At 70.7% G+C, this 19,706-nt stretch carries 21 protein-coding genes and 3 tRNA genes; 7 read left to right on the top strand and 17 right to left on the bottom strand.

What is annotated here, in order from left to right:
- The first annotated feature begins 193 nt into the window (after positions 1-193).
- Together ACZ4TO_RS20025 and ACZ4TO_RS20020 are read left to right on the top strand one after the other, a co-directional pair.
- Complete coding sequence (locus tag ACZ4TO_RS20025) at positions 194-1,420, top strand: pyridoxal phosphate-dependent aminotransferase (RefSeq protein ID WP_382792916.1); 1,227 nt, start codon at positions 194-196, stop codon at positions 1,418-1,420.
- Between the two features lie 173 nt (positions 1,421-1,593).
- Positions 1,594-2,625 carry an adenosine deaminase gene (locus ACZ4TO_RS20020; protein ID WP_382792914.1) on the top strand — a complete coding sequence of 344 codons (1,032 nt, stop codon included), beginning with the start codon at positions 1,594-1,596 and terminating at the stop codon, positions 2,623-2,625.
- A gap of 10 nt (positions 2,626-2,635) precedes the next feature.
- On the opposite strand, the gene ACZ4TO_RS20015 is transcribed toward ACZ4TO_RS20020, so the two are convergent.
- Complete coding sequence (locus ACZ4TO_RS20015; protein ID WP_382792911.1) at positions 2,636-3,292, bottom strand: TetR/AcrR family transcriptional regulator; 657 nt, start codon at positions 3,290-3,292, stop codon at positions 2,636-2,638.
- 127 nt (positions 3,293-3,419) lie between these two features.
- On the opposite strand from ACZ4TO_RS20015, the gene ACZ4TO_RS20010 reads away from it, so the two are divergent.
- Positions 3,420-4,052: an NAD(P)-dependent oxidoreductase gene (locus tag ACZ4TO_RS20010; protein WP_468024894.1), complete on the top strand. Its 633-nt coding sequence runs from the start codon at positions 3,420-3,422 to the stop codon at positions 4,050-4,052.
- A 16-nt stretch (positions 4,053-4,068) separates the two neighbouring features.
- On the opposite strand, the gene ACZ4TO_RS20005 is transcribed toward ACZ4TO_RS20010, so the two are convergent.
- From ACZ4TO_RS20005 to ACZ4TO_RS19970, 8 genes are all read right to left on the bottom strand, one after another.
- Entirely contained in the window at positions 4,069-5,124 is a 1,056-nt protein-coding gene (locus ACZ4TO_RS20005; protein ID WP_468024893.1) for a UDP-N-acetylmuramate dehydrogenase, read from the bottom strand.
- Positions 5,125-5,276: 152 nt separating this feature from the next.
- Complete coding sequence (locus tag ACZ4TO_RS20000; RefSeq protein WP_468024892.1) at positions 5,277-6,773, bottom strand: DHA2 family efflux MFS transporter permease subunit; 1,497 nt, start codon at positions 6,771-6,773, stop codon at positions 5,277-5,279.
- A gap of 100 nt (positions 6,774-6,873) precedes the next feature.
- Entirely contained in the window at positions 6,874-7,443 is a 570-nt protein-coding gene (locus ACZ4TO_RS19995) for a TetR/AcrR family transcriptional regulator (protein ID WP_387298199.1), read from the bottom strand.
- A gap of 282 nt (positions 7,444-7,725) precedes the next feature.
- Positions 7,726-8,154 (bottom strand): MaoC family dehydratase, encoded by a 429-nt coding sequence (locus ACZ4TO_RS19990; protein WP_382794027.1) that lies wholly within the window; start codon positions 8,152-8,154, stop codon positions 7,726-7,728.
- 1 nt (position 8,155) lies between these two features.
- Positions 8,156-8,608 carry a MaoC family dehydratase N-terminal domain-containing protein gene (locus tag ACZ4TO_RS19985; protein ID WP_261705289.1) on the bottom strand — a complete coding sequence of 151 codons (453 nt, stop codon included), beginning with the start codon at positions 8,606-8,608 and terminating at the stop codon, positions 8,156-8,158.
- A gap of 383 nt (positions 8,609-8,991) precedes the next feature.
- A complete protein-coding gene (gene rpmG, locus ACZ4TO_RS19980) occupies positions 8,992-9,156 on the bottom strand; it encodes a 50S ribosomal protein L33 (protein WP_003948671.1) in 165 nt (54 codons plus the stop codon).
- Positions 9,157-9,243: 87 nt separating this feature from the next.
- Positions 9,244-9,316: transfer RNA gene (locus ACZ4TO_RS19975), tRNA-Met, on the bottom strand.
- A 46-nt stretch (positions 9,317-9,362) separates the two neighbouring features.
- Positions 9,363-9,435, bottom strand: a tRNA-Thr gene (locus ACZ4TO_RS19970).
- 820 nt (positions 9,436-10,255) lie between these two features.
- Between ACZ4TO_RS19970 and ACZ4TO_RS19965 the strand changes: the two genes are divergently transcribed.
- On the top strand, positions 10,256-11,518 hold the full coding sequence (locus ACZ4TO_RS19965; protein ID WP_468024891.1) for an amidohydrolase family protein: 1,263 nt from the start codon (positions 10,256-10,258) through the stop codon (positions 11,516-11,518).
- Positions 11,519-11,629: 111 nt separating this feature from the next.
- Here ACZ4TO_RS19965 and ACZ4TO_RS19960 read toward each other — a convergent pair whose 3' ends face one another.
- On the bottom strand, positions 11,630-12,703 hold the full coding sequence (locus ACZ4TO_RS19960) for a hypothetical protein (protein WP_468024890.1): 1,074 nt from the start codon (positions 12,701-12,703) through the stop codon (positions 11,630-11,632).
- A gap of 145 nt (positions 12,704-12,848) precedes the next feature.
- Between ACZ4TO_RS19960 and ACZ4TO_RS19955 the strand changes: the two genes are divergently transcribed.
- Positions 12,849-13,505 carry an SDR family oxidoreductase gene (locus ACZ4TO_RS19955; RefSeq protein WP_382794019.1) on the top strand — a complete coding sequence of 219 codons (657 nt, stop codon included), beginning with the start codon at positions 12,849-12,851 and terminating at the stop codon, positions 13,503-13,505.
- Between the two features lie 39 nt (positions 13,506-13,544).
- Here the strand turns inward: ACZ4TO_RS19955 and ACZ4TO_RS19950 are convergent, their stop codons facing one another.
- From ACZ4TO_RS19950 to ACZ4TO_RS19940, 3 genes are all read right to left on the bottom strand, one after another.
- Positions 13,545-13,757 carry a hypothetical protein gene (locus ACZ4TO_RS19950; RefSeq protein ID WP_468024889.1) on the bottom strand — a complete coding sequence of 71 codons (213 nt, stop codon included), beginning with the start codon at positions 13,755-13,757 and terminating at the stop codon, positions 13,545-13,547.
- Positions 13,758-14,115: 358 nt separating this feature from the next.
- Entirely contained in the window at positions 14,116-14,382 is a 267-nt protein-coding gene (locus tag ACZ4TO_RS19945; protein ID WP_468024888.1) for a hypothetical protein, read from the bottom strand.
- A 468-nt stretch (positions 14,383-14,850) separates the two neighbouring features.
- Positions 14,851-14,932, bottom strand: a tRNA-Tyr gene (locus ACZ4TO_RS19940).
- A 201-nt stretch (positions 14,933-15,133) separates the two neighbouring features.
- Here ACZ4TO_RS19940 and ACZ4TO_RS19935 point away from each other — a divergent pair.
- Entirely contained in the window at positions 15,134-15,622 is a 489-nt protein-coding gene (locus ACZ4TO_RS19935; protein WP_037627493.1) for a YajQ family cyclic di-GMP-binding protein, read from the top strand.
- A gap of 116 nt (positions 15,623-15,738) precedes the next feature.
- Here the strand turns inward: ACZ4TO_RS19935 and ACZ4TO_RS19930 are convergent, their stop codons facing one another.
- Positions 15,739-16,005 (bottom strand): GlsB/YeaQ/YmgE family stress response membrane protein, encoded by a 267-nt coding sequence (locus ACZ4TO_RS19930; RefSeq protein ID WP_103554853.1) that lies wholly within the window; start codon positions 16,003-16,005, stop codon positions 15,739-15,741.
- 190 nt (positions 16,006-16,195) lie between these two features.
- Here ACZ4TO_RS19930 and ACZ4TO_RS19925 point away from each other — a divergent pair, with 190 nt between their 5' ends.
- A complete protein-coding gene (locus ACZ4TO_RS19925; RefSeq protein ID WP_468024887.1) occupies positions 16,196-17,440 on the top strand; it encodes an APC family permease in 1,245 nt (414 codons plus the stop codon).
- A 166-nt stretch (positions 17,441-17,606) separates the two neighbouring features.
- Here ACZ4TO_RS19925 and ACZ4TO_RS19920 read toward each other — a convergent pair whose 3' ends face one another.
- The 3 genes from ACZ4TO_RS19920 to htpX form a co-directional block, all read right to left on the bottom strand.
- Complete coding sequence (locus ACZ4TO_RS19920; RefSeq protein ID WP_468024886.1) at positions 17,607-18,173, bottom strand: SMI1/KNR4 family protein; 567 nt, start codon at positions 18,171-18,173, stop codon at positions 17,607-17,609.
- A gap of 112 nt (positions 18,174-18,285) precedes the next feature.
- Entirely contained in the window at positions 18,286-18,678 is a 393-nt protein-coding gene (locus ACZ4TO_RS19915; RefSeq protein ID WP_355760773.1) for a YccF domain-containing protein, read from the bottom strand.
- The gene (gene htpX, locus ACZ4TO_RS19910) at positions 18,675-19,538 is read right to left on the bottom strand and encodes a zinc metalloprotease HtpX (RefSeq protein WP_103548377.1); all 864 of its coding nucleotides are present in this window, start codon (positions 19,536-19,538) and stop codon (positions 18,675-18,677) included. Before htpX ends, ACZ4TO_RS19915 begins: the two co-directional genes overlap by 4 nt.
- Positions 19,539-19,706 lie beyond the last annotated feature (168 nt).

The raw sequence follows: 19,706 nt of genomic DNA, 5'->3' as shown, positions 1-19,706 counted from the left end.
GCGCGGCCGGTGAAGGCCAACGAGGTGAGAGTGTACGTGGTCCGAAGCCGGGCGTCGAACAGAAAGTGTCGGTACGGGTCTGCCGCGTTGAAGATCCACTGGTGGGGCGCGCGGATCCGGACGGATGTTCTGCCCGTGTTCAGTCCGTGAAACCCGTGTGCCGGGGGCGTTTCCGGTCTGAAACGATGGGGTCATGAGCCCTGCAACCCCTCCCACCGAGCGCCGGGTCTCCGCCCGAGTCGGCGCGATCTCCGAATCCGCCACCCTCGCCGTGGACGCCAAGGCCAAGGCACTCAAGGCCGCCGGACGTCCGGTGATCGGCTTCGGCGCCGGTGAGCCCGACTTCCCGACCCCGGACTACATCGTCCAGGCCGCCATCGAGGCCTGCTCGAACCCCAAGTACCACCGCTACACGCCGGCAGGCGGGCTTCCCGAGCTGAAGGCCGCGATCGCCGCGAAGACGCTGCGCGACTCCGGCTTCGAGGTGGAGGCCGCCCAGGTCCTGGTCACCAACGGCGGCAAGCAGGCCATCTACGAGGCCTTCGCCGCGATCCTCGACCCGGGCGACGAGGTCATCGTCCCCGCGCCGTACTGGACCACCTACCCCGAGTCCATCCGTCTCGCCGGCGGTGTCCCGGTCGAGGTCGTCGCCGACGAGACCACCGGCTACCGCGTCTCGGTCGAGCAGCTCGAGGCCGCCCGCACCGAGAACACCAAGGTGCTGCTCTTCGTCTCCCCGTCCAACCCCACGGGCGCGGTCTACACCCGCGAGCAGATCGAGGAGATCGGCCGCTGGGCCGCCGAGAAGGGCCTGTGGGTCCTGACCGACGAGATCTACGAGCACCTGGTCTACGGCGACGCCGAGTTCCACTCGCTGCCCGTGGTGGTGCCCGAGCTGCGCGACAAGTGCATCGTCGTCAACGGCGTCGCCAAGACGTACGCCATGACCGGCTGGCGCGTGGGCTGGGTCATCGGCCCGAAGGACGTCGTCAAGGCCGCGACCAACCTCCAGTCGCACGCCACCTCGAACGTCTCGAACGTGGCCCAGGTCGCCGCGCTCGCCGCCGTCTCCGGCGACCTCGCGGCCGTCGCGAAGATGCGCGAGGCCTTCGACCGCCGCCGCAAGACCATCGTGCGCATGCTGAACGAGATCGACGGCGTGCTCTGCCCCGAGCCCGAGGGCGCCTTCTACGCGTACCCCTCGGTGAAGGGCCTCCTCGGCAAGGAGATCCGCGGCAAGCGTCCCGCGGACACCGTCGAGCTGGCCGCGCTCATCCTGGAGGAGGCCGAGGTCGCGGTCGTCCCGGGCGAGGCCTTCGGCACGCCGGGCTACCTGCGGCTGTCGTACGCGCTCGGCGACGAGGACCTCGTCGAGGGCGTCAGCCGGATCCAGAAGCTGCTGGCCGAGGCGACGGACTGATCTCCCTCGCCTGACGCGCCCCCGGGCGCACCGGTGACGTCACCGCGCTCCACGCGCGCGTACGGGGGCCGGCCACTCTCACGGAGCGGCCGGCCCCCGTTCGTCTGTTCGAGCAAGCGCCCGATCAGGGAAAGCCCTACCGGCGCGTGCCGCGCGTGGGGCAGGATCTTTGGATGGAGCGCGTACGTGATGTCAGTCAACTTCCGAAGGCCCATCTGCACCTGCACTTCACCGGTTCGATGCGGCCCGGCACCGTGCTGGAGCTCGCCGACAAGTACGGCGTGCGGCTGCCCGAGACGCTGACCGAGGCGCTGACCAGCGGGGAACCGCCGAAGCTGCGGGCGACCGACGAACGCGGCTGGTTCCGCTTCCAGCGCCTGTACGACGCCGCGCGGTCCTGCCTGAGAGAGCCCGAGGACATCCAGCGCCTGGTGCGCGAGGCCGCCGAGGAGGACCTCAGGGACGGCTCCGGCTGGCTGGAGATCCAGGTCGACCCGACGTCGTACGCCCCGCGCCTGGGCGGTCTGATCCCGGCCCTGGAGGTCATCCTGGACGCGGTCGACTCGGCCGTGCGGGACACCGGGCTCGGGATGCGCGTCCTGGTCGCCGCCAACCGGATGAAGCACCCCTTGGACGCCCGCACGCTGGCCCGGCTCGCCGTGCGCTACGCGGACCGGGGGATCGTCGGTTTCGGGCTCTCCAACGACGAGCGCCGGGGCATGGCGCGGGACTTCGACCGGGCCTTCTCCATCGCCCGCGAGGGCGGACTGCTGTCCGCGCCGCACGGCGGCGAACTGACCGGCCCCGCCTCGGTCCGCGACTGCCTGGACGACCTGCACGCCTCCCGGATCGGCCACGGGGTGCGGGCCGCCGAGGACCCGCGGCTGCTGAAGCGCCTCGCGGACCGCGGGGTGACCTGTGAGGTCTGCCCCGCCTCGAACGTCGCCCTCGGCGTCTACGAGAAGCACGCCGATGTCCCCCTGCGCACTCTGTTCGAAGCCGGGGTGCCGATGGCGCTCGGAGCCGACGACCCGCTGCTCTTCGGCTCCCGTCTCGCCGCCCAGTACGAGATCGCCCGCCGCCACCACGCCTTCACGGACCAGGAACTGGCCGAGCTGGCCCGCCAGTCGATCCGCGCCTCGGCCGCGCCCGAGGACGTCCGCGCGAAACTGCTGGCCGGCGTCGACGACTGGGTGGCCGGGTAGCGGACGTGCCCTAGGGCGTGTCCGTCCCGCCTCTGGGCGCGATCCCGGCCAGCAGGGTGCGGGCGAGCGCCGGGGCGAAGGTGTCCAGGGACGGCGGCGTGCCCTCCTCGGTGGCGTCGTAGGCGAACGCCCGCTGCGCGCAGGCTCCCAGGAGCAGGGACGCGGCCGCGTAGGTGTCGGTGTCCGGCTGGACCCGCCCGGCCCGCTGCTCCGCCAGCAGGTAGGCGGCGACGCCCCGGATGGGCATGTGCGGGCCCGCGCCCATGGCCCGCATGGCGTCGTCGTGACGGCGCTTGAGCTGCGTCTCCGCGTACAGGGAGGCGGCGATCGGGAAACTCTGCTCGTAGAAGAGGGCCGCCTGACGGGCGATCTCCGTGAGGTTCTCCTCCAGGGAGTGCTCCCGAGGCTCGGCCGTCAGCCGCTCCAGGAGGGGACCGAGCTGGGGCAGCCGCTCGTGCAGGACCCGGATGAACAGCTCTTCCTTGCTCGCGAAGTACTTGTAGAGCGCCGCCTCGGAGCAGCCGGCCGCCCTGGCGATCTCCTTGGTGGTGGCACGGGAGAGGCCGAGCGTGAGCATCAGCTCGTGCGCCGCGTCGAGGATGCGGATCCTGGCCGGCCTCGACGGGGTGCCCGACGGCGTGGCGTCCGTGGCGGATTTCTGCTGCATGGGGCCCAAGGATTCCATGACACGCCCTGCCGGGCTTGACGGGTGGGTGAGTACTTACTCACTCTAGAGGAAGCAAGGGTGAGTGAACACTCACCCACCTCATCTCCGTCTCATACGGGAGCAGGTCATGGAACTCACCGTTTTCGGTGCCACCGGAGGCATCGGCCAGGAGATCGTCCGTCAGGCCCTCGACGCGGGCCACCAGGTCACGGCGGTCGTACGGGATCCCGCGCGGCTCACCGTCACGGGAGCGCGTCTGGAGGTCTTCCGCGCGGACCTCACCGACCCAAAGTCGCTGCGCCCGGCCGTCGCGGGCCGGCACGCGGTCCTGTCCGGCCTCGGCGCACGCGCCCGGAAGGACGCCGGGGTCGCGGCCCGGCTCACCCGCACGGTGCTCGGCGCCATGGAGGCCGAGCAGGTGCGACGGCTGCTCGTGGTCAGCGCGGCCCCGGTCGGGCCCGGCCCCGAGGAGGACACACTCCTGGACCGGACGATGCTGCGTATGATCTCCGCCCTTCTGAAGGACGTCTACGCCGACCTGCGGGAGATGGAGGACGAGCTCGCGGGCAGCGCCACGGACTGGACCGCCGTCCGGCCGCCCCGCCTCCAGAACAAGCCCCTGACCGGCTCCTACCGCACGGCCGTGGGCGGCTTCCCGCCCAGGGGCCGCTTCATCGCGCGCGCCGACGTGGCCCACGCGATGCTGGCGATGATCGACGCCCCGGAGACCGTGAAGCAGGGGGTGGGCATCGCGTACTAGGTTCCGATCCCGGGCCTCAGAGGCTCGCGTTCACCGTCACCGGCTCGTTGACGAGCGTGATCCCGAAGGCCTCGTGGACTCCCGCGACGACTTCCCGGGCCAGCGCGAGCAGGTCCTCGGTGGTCGCCCCGCCCCGGTTGGTCAGCGCGAGGGTGTGCTTGGTGGAGATACGGGCGGGCCCGGTCCCGTAGCCCTTGGTGAAGCCCGACTTGTCGATCAGCCAGGCCGCCGAGGTCTTGGTGTGGCCGTCCCCGGCCGCGTACGCCGGCGGTACGACACCGGCGCCGAGCCGTTCCTCCACGCGCGCGTGGAACGCGGCGAACGCCTCGTCCGTGAGGATCGGGTTGGTGAAGAAGGATCCGGCGGACCAGGTGTCGTGGTCCTCGGGGTCGAGCACCATGCCTTTGCCCGCACGCAGCTTCAGGACGGTCTCGCGGGCGGCGTCGAGGGGAACACGGTCACCGGGCTCCACACCGAGCGCACGGGCCGTCTCGGCGTACTTGACCGGCGCCGACAGGCCTTGCGCGTCCTCGAGACCGAACCGCACCCGCAGCACGACATGCCGCTCGGGGTCCGCCTTGAAGCGGCTGTGGCGGTACGAGAAGGCGCACTCGGCGTTGGTCAGCGTGACCGTCTCGCGCGTCTTCCGGTCGTAGGCGACCACCTCGGTGATCGTCGACGACACCTCCTGGCCGTACGCGCCCACGTTCTGGATCGGTGTCGCACCGGCCGACCCGGGGATGCCCGCGAGGCACTCGATCCCGGCGAGCCCGGCCTCCACGGAGCGGGCGACCGCGTCGGTCCACACCTCGCCGGCGGCCAGCTCCAGGTTCGTACCGTCGAGGGAGAAGCCCTTCGTGGCGATCCGCAGGGCGGTCCCGGCGAACCCCTTGTCACCGATGACCAGGTTCGATCCGCCGCCGATGAGCAGCAGCGGCGTACCGGCGTCGTCGGCCTCGCGCACGGCGGCGACGACCTCGGCGTCGGTCGTGGCGGTGATCAGCCGGGCGGCCGGGCCGCCGAGCCGGAAGGTGGTCAGCGGGGCGAGCGGGGCATCGTGGAGTTCCTGCACGGGCCCAAGACTACGAGACGGCACCGACTGCTCCGGGCGCACGGGGTCAAGCGGGTGCCGGGGTCGCCGGGAGGCGGGGGTTGCCGGTCGCCGGGCGCGCACGCGTACGGCCCCGCCCGGGCGGGCGGGGCCGTACGCGTGCGTGCCCGTGCTCAGCGGCCGGCGGTCTCCAGCACCGGGGCCGAGTCGGCCGAGCCGGCCTGGGCGGCGTCCGTCGCGTCCGCCGCGTTCCCTGCGGCGCGGCGTCCGGCCGGGATCACCAGGGCGGCGATTCCGGCGAGGGCCACGACCGCCGAGCCGGTGACCAGCGCGGGCCGCAGTCCGTCCACGAAGGCCTGGCCGGACTCGTATCCGCCCTGGGCGGCGAAGATCGACGACATGATGGCGACACCGAGCGCGCCGCCCACCTCGCGCAGCGCGTTGTTGGCGCCCGAGGCGATGCCCTGCTCCTGCGGCCGGACGCTGGACATGACCAGGTTGGCGGCCGGGGCGAAGTACAGCGCCATGCCGACACCGCTGATGATCAGAGCGGGCAGCTGCGCACTGTACGAGGCGTGGGCGGTGGCCACGACGGCCATGTAGCCGAGGCCGACGGCCTGGAGGAAGAGGCCCGCCGCGACGACCGGGCGGCCGCCGATGCGATCGGACAGGATGCCGGCGATCGGCGCGACCAGCATCGGCATACCGGTCCAGGGGAGCATCCGCAGCCCCGCCTCGGTCGGCGAGTAGCCGAGCACTCCCTGCATGTACTGGCTGAGCAGGAAGATCGAGCCGAACATCCCGAGGAACATCAGCAGGCTGGCCGCGTTGATGCCGGCGAAGGCACGGGAGCGGAAGAGCCGCATCGGGAGCATCGGGTTCTTCGCCCGGGTGCCGTGGACGACGAAGCCGACGAGCAGGGCGCCGCCCGCGATCAGCCCGGTCAGGACGAACCCGCTGGTCCAGCCGTCGGCGGGCCCGCGGACGAGGCCGTAGACGATCCCGAAGAGGCCGCCGCTGGCCAGCAGGGTGCCGGGGAAGTCCAGCCGGGATCCGGCGCCGAACGACTCGGCCAGACGCAGCCGGGCGAGCGGGAGCACCGCGAGACCCAGCGGAACGTTCAGCCAGAAGATCCAGTGCCAGGAGACGTGCTCGGTGAGGCTGCCGCCGATGAGGGGCCCCGAGGCGACCGCGAGACCGTTGACGGCGCCCCAGATCCCGTACGCCATCCCGCGCCTGGCCGCGGGGACCGCGGCGGTCAGCAGGGTCAGGGTCAGGGGCATCATGATCGCCGCGCCGACGCCCTGGACCGCGCGGGCGGCGATCAGCGAGTCGATGCCGGGGGCCATGGCCGCGGCGGCCGAGGCACCGGTGAAGATGCTCAGGCCGACCAGGAAGAGCCTGCGGCGGCCGAACCGGTCACCGAGCGCCGCGCCGAACATGAGCAGGACGGCGAAGGTGAGCGTGTAGGCGCTCACGGTCCATTCCAGGTCGCCGAGCGCTCCCCCGAGGTCCTTGCGGATGGACGGCAGGGCGGTGGTGACGACGAGGTTGTCGAGAGCCGCCATGAACCCGGCGACGCTCGTGATGAGAAGGGCCCACCCGGCGCCACCGCGACGCGCGGCCGGTTCCGCTGCCGGTGCTGCTTTCTTTGCCGTCTGCTGAGACATCGCTCCCCCAGAGCATGATGTGATCGCCATTGACGATTAGTTATTGATGACTAACTTTTGTGGGCATGAAGAGGCGCCGAACTCCGCCTTCTCCCTCGCGCTACTTCTCCAGCCGGCCCGTGGCCCGCGCCGACGGGTAGAGCCCTTCCCAGACCCGGTGCTCGGGCGGGAAACCCATCGCCACCAGGCAGTTGACGAGCATTCCGTACGCCATGAAGGTCGTCGTCTCGCTGGTCTCGGCCCCGAGCGGCACGTGCACGGCGTCCCACAGCCGCATCCAGCCGGCCCGCACCGCCTCGCCGAACTCGTGATCGCCGGCCTCCTCGGCCGCCGCCACCGCTACGTACGTCTGCATCTGCATGAGCAGCCGCTCCGGGTGCTCCGCGATCACCTTGACGTAGGCGTTGGCCATGGCGTGCAGGGCTTCCTCGCCCTCCAGCCCTTCGGCGGCCTCCACCATGGTCTGCCGGGCGAGCTCCATGCAGCGCTCGGTGGCCGCCAGGAAGATCGCCTTCTTGCCCGGGAAGAGCCTGAAGAGATACGGCTGCGAGACGCCGACGCGGCGGGCGATCGCCTCGGTGGACGTGCCGTGGTAGCCACCGCGGGCGAACTCGCTCATCGCCGCGCGGATGACGCTCTCGCGCCTCTCCTCTGCGCTCATCCTGACCATGTAGCTAAGTTAGTACTCAATCACTAACTGCGTCAAGGGTGGGTGTGCGGGTGTGGGCGGGCGTCGGCCCTGGGGGCGATCCACGGCAGGCGTCGGCCCTGGGGCGATCCGGGGTGGGCGCCAGCCGTGGGGACGATCCAGAGTGACCGCCGGTCCTGGAGGTCGGTCCAGGGCGGGCGCCGATGCGTAAGGGGCGCCCGCCATGGACGGACGCCCCTTACGAGACTTGCGTGGGTCACGGGGCATGGATGCCCGTGCCCCGGTGAATCCCGCCGATCCGGGTCAGGCCAGCCGTACGACCGCGCGGGACATCCCCAGGACCTTCTGGCCGCCGCTGGTCGCCGTGAGGTCGACGCGGACGGTGTTGTCGTCGAGCTTGGCGGCGACCTTGCCGCCGACCTCGATCGTGGCGCCCTTGTCGTCGTTCGGGACGACGACGGGCTTGGTGAAGCGGACCCCGTACTCGACGACGGCGGCCGGGTCGCCGACCCAGTCGGTCACCACGCGGATCGCCTCGGCCATGGTGAACATGCCGTGCGCGATGACGTCCGGAAGGCCCACCTCGACCGCGAACTTCTCGTTCCAGTGGATCGGGTTGAAGTCGCCGGAGGCCCCCGCGTACTGAACGAGCGTGGCCCGCGTCACGGAGAACGTCTGGGGCGGCAGTTCGGTGCCGACCTCGACGTCCGCGTAAGAGATCTTCGCCGCCATGTCAGCCCACCTCCGCCGCGCGGGACACGAGCTTCGTGACAGCCGTCACGACGTGCTCGCCCGCCTCGTCGTGGACCTCGCCACGGACGTCCAGGATGTCGTTGCCCGCGAGGGACTTGATCGACTCGATGGTCGAGGTGACCGTGAGCCGGTCGCCCGCGCGCACCGGGCGCGTGTAGGCGAACTTCTGGTCGCCGTGCACCACCCGGCTGTAGTCGAGACCCAGTTGCGGGTCCTGCACGACCTGGCCCGCGGCCTTGAACGTGATGGCGAACACAAAAGTGGGCGGGGCGATCACATCGGGGTGACCGAGAGCACGTGCGGCCTCGGGGTCCGTGTACGCAGGGTTGCTGTCCCCCACGGCCTCCGCGAACTCGCGGATCTTCTCCCGACCGACCTCATAGGGGTCGGTGGGCGGGTAGGACCGCCCTACGAAGGACTGGTCGAGCGCCATGGGCTCGGCACCTCCTGGTTGTGTTCGCTGCGCTGATGGTCTTCGCTGCGCGCCTGATGTCTTCGCCGCGACGGCCGCCTTCGCGCCGCCGGCCGCCTTCGCCACCACGTCGCACGCCTTCGGTACGCCGGGTGCCTTCGGCACACCGGACGTCTTCGGCGGACGGACGGCTCGGCCGCGACGGCTGTCCTCGGTGCGCCGAGTGCCCTCGGTGCGCCAGGTGTCGCGGTTGCCGCGGCGGGACCGGCCGTTTTGGCCGGACGGCCCATCTTCGCTCGAAAACGCCCGTACGCCTATGACGCCCCGGTCCGCGCCGGACATCGGTTGCACAACGACGCGAGGCCGCCCCCCGTGAAGGGGACGGCCTCGTGTACGAGCCTGAATTATCGCGTTTCGCGGTGCGCGGTGTGCGCGTTGCAACGCGGGCAGTGCTTCTTCATCTCCAGTCGGTCCGGGTTGTTACGCCGGTTCTTCTTGGTGATGTAGTTCCGCTCCTTGCACTCCACGCAGGCCAGCGTGATCTTCGGGCGGACGTCGGTGGCAGCCACAGGAGTGCTCCTTGACGAACGGATGGGACATTAACGCATAGAAGAGTAGCCGATCGAAGGACCGACCCCACAATCGGCTACTGTCAGTAGCGGTGACCGGACTTGAACCGGTGACACAGCGATTATGAGCCGCTTGCTCTACCGACTGAGCTACACCGCTTTGATGGGTTCGGTCCCCGCCTCGCGACGGGAACCTCCCTCACCAGAGCCCCAATACGGAATCGAACCGTAGACCTTCTCCTTACCATGGAGACGCTCTACCGACTGAGCTATTGGGGCGAGCGATGAAGACATTACACGGTCCTCCGCCGATCGCCCAAATCCGTTTCGCGGCACCTGCCCGGGCCTGATCACGAGCGGTTTCCCGGCCGTTCCCACAAGCCTTCGGACGCCTCTCCGGACTCCTGGATCACAGGTGGTGACGGCTTTCGGGCCGCCCAGGGGGCACGGATCTGCGCCGGGCCGGGTGGTGCGCCGGGGCGGCCGCGTGCCGGGCCGGGTGGCGCCTGCGCCGGACCAGGTGATGCGCTGCGGCGGGCAACCCCGCACGGAGCCGCCTGGCGGCCCTCGCCAGGCCGGGTGATCTGCTGAGGCCGGAGTGCTCGCCGCTGGCCAGGTGGCGGGCACGCACCGGAGCAGCCCACGTACGAGCCAAGTGTCGGCCCGCACCGGGCCAGGCGAGGGCACGCGCCGGATCGTCCGGGCGACGGCACGCGCGGGAGCGGCCACGCACGGGAGCGGGTGACGGCACGCACGGGAGCGGCCACTCACGGGGGCGGGTAGCGGCCCGCGGCGGAGCGGCCACGCACGGGGCCGGGCATCGGCACGCGCGGGAGCGGCCACTCACGGGGGCGGGTGACGGTCCGCGGCGGAGCGGCCGCACCCCCGGCCGGTCGGAACCCGGTCAGCAAGCGGCCCGTTGTGGAACCCTCCCGAAGGGGGCCGGTCTCGGCCGGTCAGCGGACCACGCCGGTACGACTATTGCGCTCCTCCCTGACGTCGACGGGTCGCCGCCCTAGGCTCGACCCACGCTGCGTGATCTTGTGTCCCCACGCCCGCAGTCGTCCCTCCGCAGCCGCCCCCGAGCCACAGGAGCGCGATGCCCGACAGTCAGCAGCAGCCGCCCCACTCCCCCTCGGGACAGACCGACCTGGCCGCGCTCCTGCTGTGCGGGGCGCGGCTCACCGACGGCCGGACCGTGGACGTACGGCTCGGCGGCGGCCGTATCGAGGCGGTCGGCACCGCGGGAAGCCTGGCGGCGGGTGCCTCGGGGGCTCGCGCCGCACGGGTGGACCTCAGTGGCTACCTCCTCCTGCCGGCCCCCGCCGAGGCCCACGCGCACAGCGACACCGCCCTGACGGCCGACGGCGACGGGCCTCTCGCGTACGACGACCTGGCGGTCCGGCGCCGCGCCACCGAGGCGGCCCTGCTGCAACTCGGGCACGGGGCCACGGCGTTGCGGTCCCATGTTCGCGTCGGTGACGTCCAAGGGCTGGACGCGCTGGCGGCGGTGCTCGAGGTACGGCGGTCGTTGCGGGGGCTCGCCGAACTGACGACGGCGGCGATGCCGCGGGTGCTGACCGGGGCGGCCGGCGCCGACGGGCTCGCGATGCTCCGGGACGCCCTGAAGATGGGCGCTTCCGTGGTGGGCGGCTGCCCGGACGCCGACCCCGATCCGACGGGCTACGTCGAGGCCGTCCTGGAACTCGCCTCCGAGCACGGCTGTCCGGTGGATCTGCACACGGACGCCGCCGATCCCGCCCGGCTGGCCCGGCTCGCCGCGATGGCGGGCGGGCTGCGGCCCGGGGTGACCCTCGGCCCGTGCGGAGGCCTCGACCGGCTGCCCTCCGAGGTGGCCGCCCGCGCCGCGGACCAACTCGCCGCCGCCGGGGTGACGGTGGTGTGTCTGCCGCAGGGCGGCTGCGGCTCGGCCGACGGGCGCGACACGGCTCCCGTACGGCTCCTGCGCGCGGCCGGGGTGCGGGTCGCCGCGGGCGGCGGCGCCCTGCGTGACGTGTCCAACCCGGTGGGACGCGGAGACCCGCTGGAGGCCGCGTACTTGCTCGCCTCCCGGTACGGACTGCACCCCGAGGAGGCCTACGACACCGTGAGTTGTGCCGCCAGAGCCGTCCTCGGGCTGCCCGAGGTCCGTGTGGAGGCGGGGTTCCCGGCCGAGTTGCTCGCCGTCCGCGGGGACGGTCTGGCGGGGGCGCTGTCCCTCTCGTACAGCCGCATCGTGATCCACCGGGGGCGCGTGGTGGCGCGTACGAGCGCGGTACGGGAGTACTGCGACTCATCGGCCGACACCGGTCTCGAACTGCCCCGGCAAGGACGGGAAGAGCCGTCCTGGCCGGGGTTCTGAACACACTTCCGGCGCCCGGGAACCCACCTCGGGTGCCGGGCTTCGCCCACTACTCCCGGTGCGCCTGCTAGGCCTGCCGGGCCTGCTGCGCCTGCTGCGCCTGCTGCGGTACTAGAACCCACCGCCCATGAAGGCGGTTCCCAGCGGGCTGGAGCCGGGGACCTTGTCGGCGGGGATCTCGGTGGCCCCGGCCGGCGCGCTGACGTCACCCGCCGCGGAGAACTTCAGGACGAGGGGCAGCTTGGCCTTCTGCGGGCTGTCGGCGAGGACGGCCAGGTCGACCCTGATCTGCCTGAGGTCGCCGTTCTTCAGGGTGAAGTCGACGGCGGCCTTCCTGTTCGGCGCGTCCTTGAGGTCCTTGGCGGAGGGGAGTTCCGCTCCCGCCGGCAGGTCGCCCTGCAGCGGGCGGAGCTTGTCGAAGACGCCGGTGAGCAGGTCGCGGACGTTGCCCGTGGCGACGACGTGCTCGACCCCGTCGGCGCCGGCCTTGGTCCGGAACGTGACCTTGTGGCCGATGACACCGCGTACGGCGTCGAGAACCTTCTTCTGGGTCTTCGCGTCGATCTCCCCGTCGCCGGCGGCCCCCTTCGAGCCACCCCCGGCGGCCTTCCCCGCCCGCTCCAGCTCCTTGGTGTTCACCTTCACCCAGTCGCCTTCGAGGACCTTCTTGAACTCCTTCTGGCTCGGCGGGAGCTCGTCGGGCGACGGCATGGGAACGCCCATCGCCCGGCCGATGGCCTTCATGTCGGTGCGGTAGTACATGAAGTCGCCGATGATCCGGTACTCGACCAGGACGCCGTCGGTGCCCGTGATCCGCATGCTCGTACCGACGAGGTCCTTCTCGCCCGAATCGGCCAGTGCCTTCCTGGACTTGACGGAGACGTCGACGCGCAGGCCGCTGACGAACTTGGCGAACTCCGGCGGAAGGGACTCGTCGGAACCGTCCTCGCCCGCGACGGCGTCGATCGCGGCCGCGTCGGCGTCCAGGTCCAACTGGAAGGCGATCGACTTCTGTTCGCCCAGCCGGGAGACGGCGTGGTCCACCTTCTGCCCGGCCGTGAGGTTCTGGACCGTGCCGCAGGCGGCCGCCGCGGTGAGAAGGACAGCGGTGCAGCCGACAGCCGTGGCGGTCTTGCGTATGGCGGTGATGATGGTCTCCTCTTGCAACGCCGTACAGGTCCGCACGGCGTTCCCTCGTTTCGCGTGTTCACTCGTTCCGACGCGTTCTCGCGGTGATCACCCACGCGTTCACAGTGATCACCCATGTGACTCATGAGTTGTCCACAGGGTTGTGCGGCGAACGCGGTCATCCGGGCGTACGGTCGGAAACATGCGCATTGTCATCGCTGGTGGTCATGGTCAGATCGCGCTGCGGCTGGAGCGGCTGCTCTCCGCGCGCGGGGACGAGGTCGCGGGGATCATCCGCCGTGCCGAGCAGGGGGACGATCTACGGGCGGCCGGCGCCGAGCCCGTCCTGTGCGATCTGGAATCGGCATCGGTGGAGGAGGTCGCCGCGCATCTGCAGGGCGCGGACGCGGCCGTCTTCGCGGCGGGCGCCGGACCCGGCAGCGGCGCGGACCGCAAGCAGACGGTGGACAAGGGCGCGGCGATCCTGTTCGCCGACGCCGCCGAGCGCGCGGGCGTACGCCGGCACGTGGTCGTCTCCTCCATGGGCGCGGACCCGGCCCACACGGGTGACGACATCTTCGACGCGTACCTGCGTGCCAAGGGCGAGGCCGACGAATACGTACGCGGCCGTACGGGCCTGGACTGGACGATCCTGCGCCCCGGCGGCCTGATCGACGACGCCGGAACGGGCCTCGTACGCCTGGAGGCCTCGACCGGCCGCGGCATGATCCCCCGCGACGACGTCGCCGCGGTCCTCGCCGAACTGGTCGACACCCCGGCCACCACCGGCCTGATCCTGGAAGCCGTCAGCGGCTCGACCCCGATCTCGGTGGCGGTGAAGGCGGTGGCGGGCAACTAGCCTCGGGGCTGCCGTGGTGGAGGTCTCTTCGGGGTCTGCTCAGAAGAGGGGGAGCTGGCCGAGGAAGTCGGGAAGGGCGTACCCGTCCAGCGTGGGCTGCGCCGCCCCGATGAACGCCTCCCGGCGCGAACCGGCGCACGAGACCAGCTCCCCGGTCCCCCGCGCGCCGGGCGGATCATGCCGGGCGAACCGCCCCGCGACGACGGCGATCTCCCGACGGCACTCGGGGCAGTTTCTGCGACGCGATGACATGTGATCAGTGTGCCCCGCGACCGCGATTCCGCCCCCACCGGCCACCGACCGAGGCCGGACCTTCCACCACAAGCCCTAAATTTCCCCCTGCACCGGCGGAGGAAAGGTCACCAACGAGAAATTCGCCGCACGAACCCGAACGGGGAGCAGACCGAACAGGAAATTCCGGGGTAGAGGGATAGGGGTAGGGATAGATGAATGGGTGGGGAAATAGAGCGGACCGAAACGATCGCACCGGAGATGCAGTAGCGCCATCGCACCCCGCGAAATCAAGGCGCCGGTATCACGCGACGGCGGACCCCCGATGGGCTCCTAGGCCACTAGGCCTCGCCCGCGCCCTCCCCGCAACTCCCCGCCCTCACGCGGGCAGTTCATCCACGTACCGCTTGGCCAACACGAGCGAGACGTCGGGATACTCCTCGCGGACCGCCTTGATGGCAGCGACATCGCCCTTGGCCCTGCGGACCCCCAGGATGCGCTCCGCGTCGACCTGGTCACGGAACCCTTCGAAGGATCCGTAACGGTCCCAGAAAGCCTTCTCGCGCTTCTTCGCGGCCCTGTTCCCGGCGACACCGACGGCAACCGCGATACCCATCACGATGAAACCCACTATTCCCCCGAGCATGACTCTCCTTCGTCGTTCCTACGTACGTCACTGAGTACGCCGCCCAATTTACCCACCCACGGACGGGAGCCACGCAGGAGCAGGCACCCCTTTCCGGCCCACGATTTCCGGCCGGCGCATTCACGGCACCCCGGCCGACCCGACGGGAGGCCCCCGAGAACAAGTACGCCCGCAAGCCCACCGAATGACGCCGGGTCACACCCCACGCCCCTACCTGCGAGGCGGGGGCTCCCCCGGAGGCCGGACCTCAGGCACAGGCACCCCCTGAACCCCTGGCAACCCCCTGGACCCCAGCTACCGGGACGCCCTCATCGGGGGACGCCGGCGCATTTCAGCCCCCGCATCAGGCGCCATGGACAACCACCCAGGCCAAGGGCGACACCGCCGCGGCCACCGGGCCGCACGCCCAACAAAAAGAAACCCCCTCCGATCCACGTTTCCGCAGATCGGAGGGGGTTCACCTTCATGTGGCGGCGCCAGGATTCGAACCTGGGAAGGCGAAGCCGGCAGATTTACAGTCTGCTCCCTTTGGCCGCTCGGGCACACCGCCGGGGTTGCTGCCCCTGAGCCTCGCTTGCGCGGTGCTCCCTGGCAACGACGTAAACGATACCTGATGCTCGGGGATGCTTCGCCACCCAATTGATCGACGCTTGGGGGGAGGGGGGTGGCTAGGCTTATGCGGATGCGGCCGGTGGCCTACGCCGGGCTCGACGGCCGCCCCTACGCACCCCGATACAAGGAGCCACAGGACATGGCCGACTCCAGTTTCGACATCGTCTCGAAGGTCGAGCGGCAGGAGGTCGACAACGCCCTCAACCAGGCCGCCAAGGAGATCTCGCAGCGCTACGACTTCAAGAACGTCGGCGCCTCCATCTCCTGGTCCGGCGAGAAGATCCTCATGGAGGCGAACTCCGAGGAGCGGGTGAAGGCCATCCTCGATGTGTTCGAGACCAAGCTGATCAAGCGCGGCATCTCACTGAAGTCGCTGGACGCCGGTGAGCCCCAGCTCTCCGGCAAGGAGTACAAGATCTTCGCGACCATCGAGGAGGGCATCTCCCAGGAGAACGCCAAGAAGGTGGCGAAGATCATCCGCGACGAGGGCCCCAAGGGCGTGAAGGCCCAGGTGCAGGGCGACGAGCTGCGCGTCAGCTCGAAGAGCCGCGACGACCTGCAGGCCGTTCAGGCCCTCCTCAAGGGCAAGGACTTCGACTTCGCCCTGCAGTTCGTGAACTACCGCTAGAACGCCCGGCAGGCGCCATGCGCCGGTGGCCGGCACGGTCGCTGGTACGAGGAAGGGTGGGCACCCGGGGTGTCCACCCTTCTCGTCGTGCCGGCCACGGTCCCGGCCACGCGGGCTCAGCGGCGCGAGTCGCCGAACAGGATGCGGTAGAGGATCAGCAGGACGAGCGAGCCGCCGATGGCCGCGACCCACGTGGCCCCGTCGTAGAAGTGCTTGCTGACGGGGTGGTCCAGCCAGCGGGCCGATATCCAGCCGCCGACGAACGCGCCCACGACACCGATCACGGTGGTGCCGACGAAGCCTCCCGGGTCACGCCCCGGCAGCAGGAACTTGGCGATGGCGCCTGCCAGCAGCCCCAGAATGATCCAGCTGATGATGCCCATGTTCTGAGCCTGCCCTTCCGTCCTGTACTCACGCTGTCGCGGCCCTGTGAATCCGCTCCGCGCGGGTCCTGTCCGCGCTGTCCGTATGCGGTGCGGATCACGTGCACCGAAACGCCGTCTCGGTGCCGTGCCGATGAACAGGACGTCGCTGCGGCTCCCGCCGGTTGCGTCGATCAGTAAGGTGCGGCGCATGACGACGACCGGTCCCGAACTGCGCCGCACGCTGGGCGTCGGAGACGCCGTGGTCATCGGGCTCGGCTCGATGATCGGTGCCGGCATCTTCGCCGCGCTCGGCCCCGCCGCGCGGGCGGCCGGATCCGGGCTCCTGCTCGGCCTCGCCGTCGCCGCGGTCGTCGCCTACTGCAACGCGATGTCGTCGGCCCGGCTGGCCGCCCTGTACCCCGCTTCCGGCGGCACGTACGTCTACGGGCGCGAGCGGCTCGGGGTCTTCTGGGGTTGCCTGGCGGGCTGGTCGTTCATCGTCGGCAAGACGGCCTCCTGCGCGGCGATGGCACTCACCGTGGGCGCGTACGTCTGGCCCTCGCAGGCCCACGCGGTGGCGGTCGCCGCGGTGGTGGCGCTGACCGCCGTGAACTACGGCGGCATGCAGAAGTCGGCCCGGCTGACGCGGGTGATCGTGGCGGTGGTCCTGGCGGTCCTCGCTTCCGTGGTGGTGGGGTGTCTCGGTTCGGACGCCTCCGACGCCGGGCGGCTGGGCATCGGTCTGTCGGACGGCGCGGGCGGGGTGCTTCAGGCCGCCGGGCTGCTCTTCTTCGCGTTCGCCGGGTACGCGCGGATCGCCACGCTCGGCGAGGAGGTCCGCGATCCGGCGCGCACCATTCCCCGCGCGATCCCGCTGGCTCTGGGCATCGCGCTCGCGGTCTACGCGGTGGTCGCTGTCGCTGTCCTTTCGGTGCTCGGAACGGAGGGGCTGGGGCTTGCTCCGGCGCCGCTGGCGGACGCCGTACGAGCGGCGGGGCTGCCGGGGCTCGTGCCGATCGTGCGGGTGGGGGCCGCCGTGGCGGCGCTCGGCTCTCTGCTCGCTCTGATCCTGGGTGTCTCACGGACCACGCTGGCCATGGCCCGCGACCGTCATCTGCCGCACGCACTGGCCGCCGTCCATCCGCGCTTCCAGGTCCCGCACCGGGCGGAACTGGCCGTCGGCGCGGTCGTCGCCGTGCTGGCCGCGACGCTGGACGTGCGCGGCGCGATCGGTTTCTCCTCCTTCGGCGTGCTGGCCTACTACGCGATCGCCAACGCCTCCGCCTGGACGCTGAGTCCGTCACCGGCATCGCGTGCCGTGCCGGCGCTGGGCCTCCTCGGCTGCGTGACGCTGGCGTTCGCCCTACCGGGGGTATCGGTGGTCGTCGGAGCGGCCGTCCTGGCGGTGGGAGCGGCCGTGTACGGCGTACGGCTGTGGGCGGCTTCGCGCTGAGCGCTGTCCTGCGACAGTCCTGCGACAGCGGGGATCAGCTTTTGGTGCGTGTTTCTTGCGTGGCCGGTCGACGGAGGGCGTCCGTGGGCGCTCTGGCGATCGGAAGGTCGGAAGGTCGGGCGGTCGGGCGGTCGGGCGGAGCAGGAAGCCCGGGTCGCCGGGCGGGTCAGGAAGCCCGAGTCGCCGTCGCGCGTATGGAGAAGTCGGGCCAGGGAGGGAGGTCCGCGCCGTCGTTGGACTCCTCGTACCAGCCCGTTCCCTCCAGCCACGCGAGCAGCCAGGTCGCGAGGTCGGGCGCGTCCACGTACCAGGCGTGGTCGGCGCGGTGGGCGTTCGGCTCGAAGAGCAGGACCTTGCCGTCGGGGCTCTGGCAGTCCACGCACGCGTACATTCCGCAGCCCCAGTGGGATATGGGCAGGACGCCCTCGGGCCATGGCCATTCGGGGTCCTTGCGGCCGCTCTCGCGGCTGGCGAGGTACTGCGGAACGGCCGCCGGTTCGCCCGACGGCGGACCGTCGAGCAGGGGCAACAGGCCGTACTCCGGACCGAATCCGCCGTCCCCTATCCGGAGGTAGAGGGCGGCGAGCAGCGCGGGCAGGGGGAAGCCGAGGACGGCCTCGGCGCGGGCGACCTCGGCCGGGCCCACGGGCGCGGGAAGCGAAGGCCAGCCCCACGGGCGGGTGTTACGGGCCTCCGTAGCGACCCGTGCCAGCAACTGCTCGATTTCGGTCATGGATTCATGATGCAGCGCACCACCGACAATCGGGCAGCCTGTGGAAAACCCTCACGCGAGACGGAGTCGGCCCTGTCTCGCGTGAGGAATGCGGGGAAGTGGTCCGGCTCGGCTAACGCCCGGCGAACGGCTCGTCCGTGCGCACGATTTCGCGTCCCAGCGGGAACAGCGAGATCGGGATGAGCTTGAAGTTGGCGATGCCGAAGGGAATGCCGATGATCGTGATGCACATGGCGATGCCCGTGACGATGTGGGCCAGCGCGAGCCACCAGCCCGCGAGGACGAGCCACAGGACGTTGCCGATGCACGACGGGGCGCCCGCGTCGTGGCGCTCCACGGTCGTATAGCCGAAGGGCCACAGCGCGTAGATGCCGATGCGGAACGCCGCGATGCCGAACGGAATTCCGATGATCGTGATGCACAGGATGAGGCCTGCGGCGAGGTACCCGAGGAACAGCCAGAAGCCGCTCAGGATGAGCCAAATGACGTTCAGAATTGTCTTCACTGCTGACGACCTGCCATCTGCTCGAGCCGGGCGATGCGCTCCGCCATCGGCGGATGCGTAGAGAACATCTTCGACATTCCCTGTCCCGGGCGGAAGGGGTTAGCGATCATCATGTGGCTCGCGGTCTCGATGCGCGGCTCGGGAGGCAGCGGGAGCTGCTTCGTGCCCGCGTCGAGCTTGCGCAGCGCGCTCGCGAGGGCGAGGGGGTCGCCGGTGAGCTGGGCACCGGAGGCGTCCGCCTCGTACTCTCTGGAGCGGCTGATGGCGAGCTGGATGAGGGAAGCGGCGATCGGGCCCAGGATCATGACCAGGAGCAGTCCGAGGATGCCGGGACCGTCGTCGTCGTTGGACCGGCCGACGGGGATCAGCCAGGCGAAATTGACCAGGAACATGATCACGGAGGCCAGGGCGCCGGCCACGGACGAGATCAGGATGTCGCGGTTGTAGACGTGACTGAGCTCGTGGCCGATGACACCGCGCAGCTCGCGCTCGTCCAGGATGCGCAGGATCCCCTCGGTGCAGCAGACGGCCGCGTTGCGCGGGTTGCGGCCCGTGGCGAAGGCGTTCGGCGCCTCCGTCGGCGAGATGTACAGGCGCGGCATGGGCTGCCGGGCCTGCGTCGAGAGATCGCGGACCATGCGGTACAGGGCCGGGGCCTCGAACTCGCTCACCGGGCGGGCGCGCATCGCGCGTAGAGCCAGCTTGTCGCTGTTCCAGTACGCGTACGCGTTCGTGCCGATCGCGATGAACAGCGCGACGATCAGGCCGGTGCGCCCGAAGAAGCTGCCGATGACGATGATGAGTGCGGACAGTCCCCCGAGAAGTACGGCTGTCCTGAGCCCGTTGTGCCGGCGGTGCACGGTAGCCCTCCAAGTCGTGCGGCGGGGGAACCCTTTGCTTGCTGATGCTCTGCTTCCACTCTTCAGTGGACCCTCCCGTACTGGTCAACGCCAGACGGGAAGCACTAGTTCCCTTGTGCGCACTGCCTGGCGCGTGGGCCGTCCGGGTGATTCGGACGGCCGTTCACA

This window comes from Streptomyces sp. NPDC028298 (assembly GCF_055565895.1).
The sequence above is the reverse complement of the archived record's forward strand: the minus strand, read 5'-3'. Positions and strand labels throughout refer to the sequence as shown.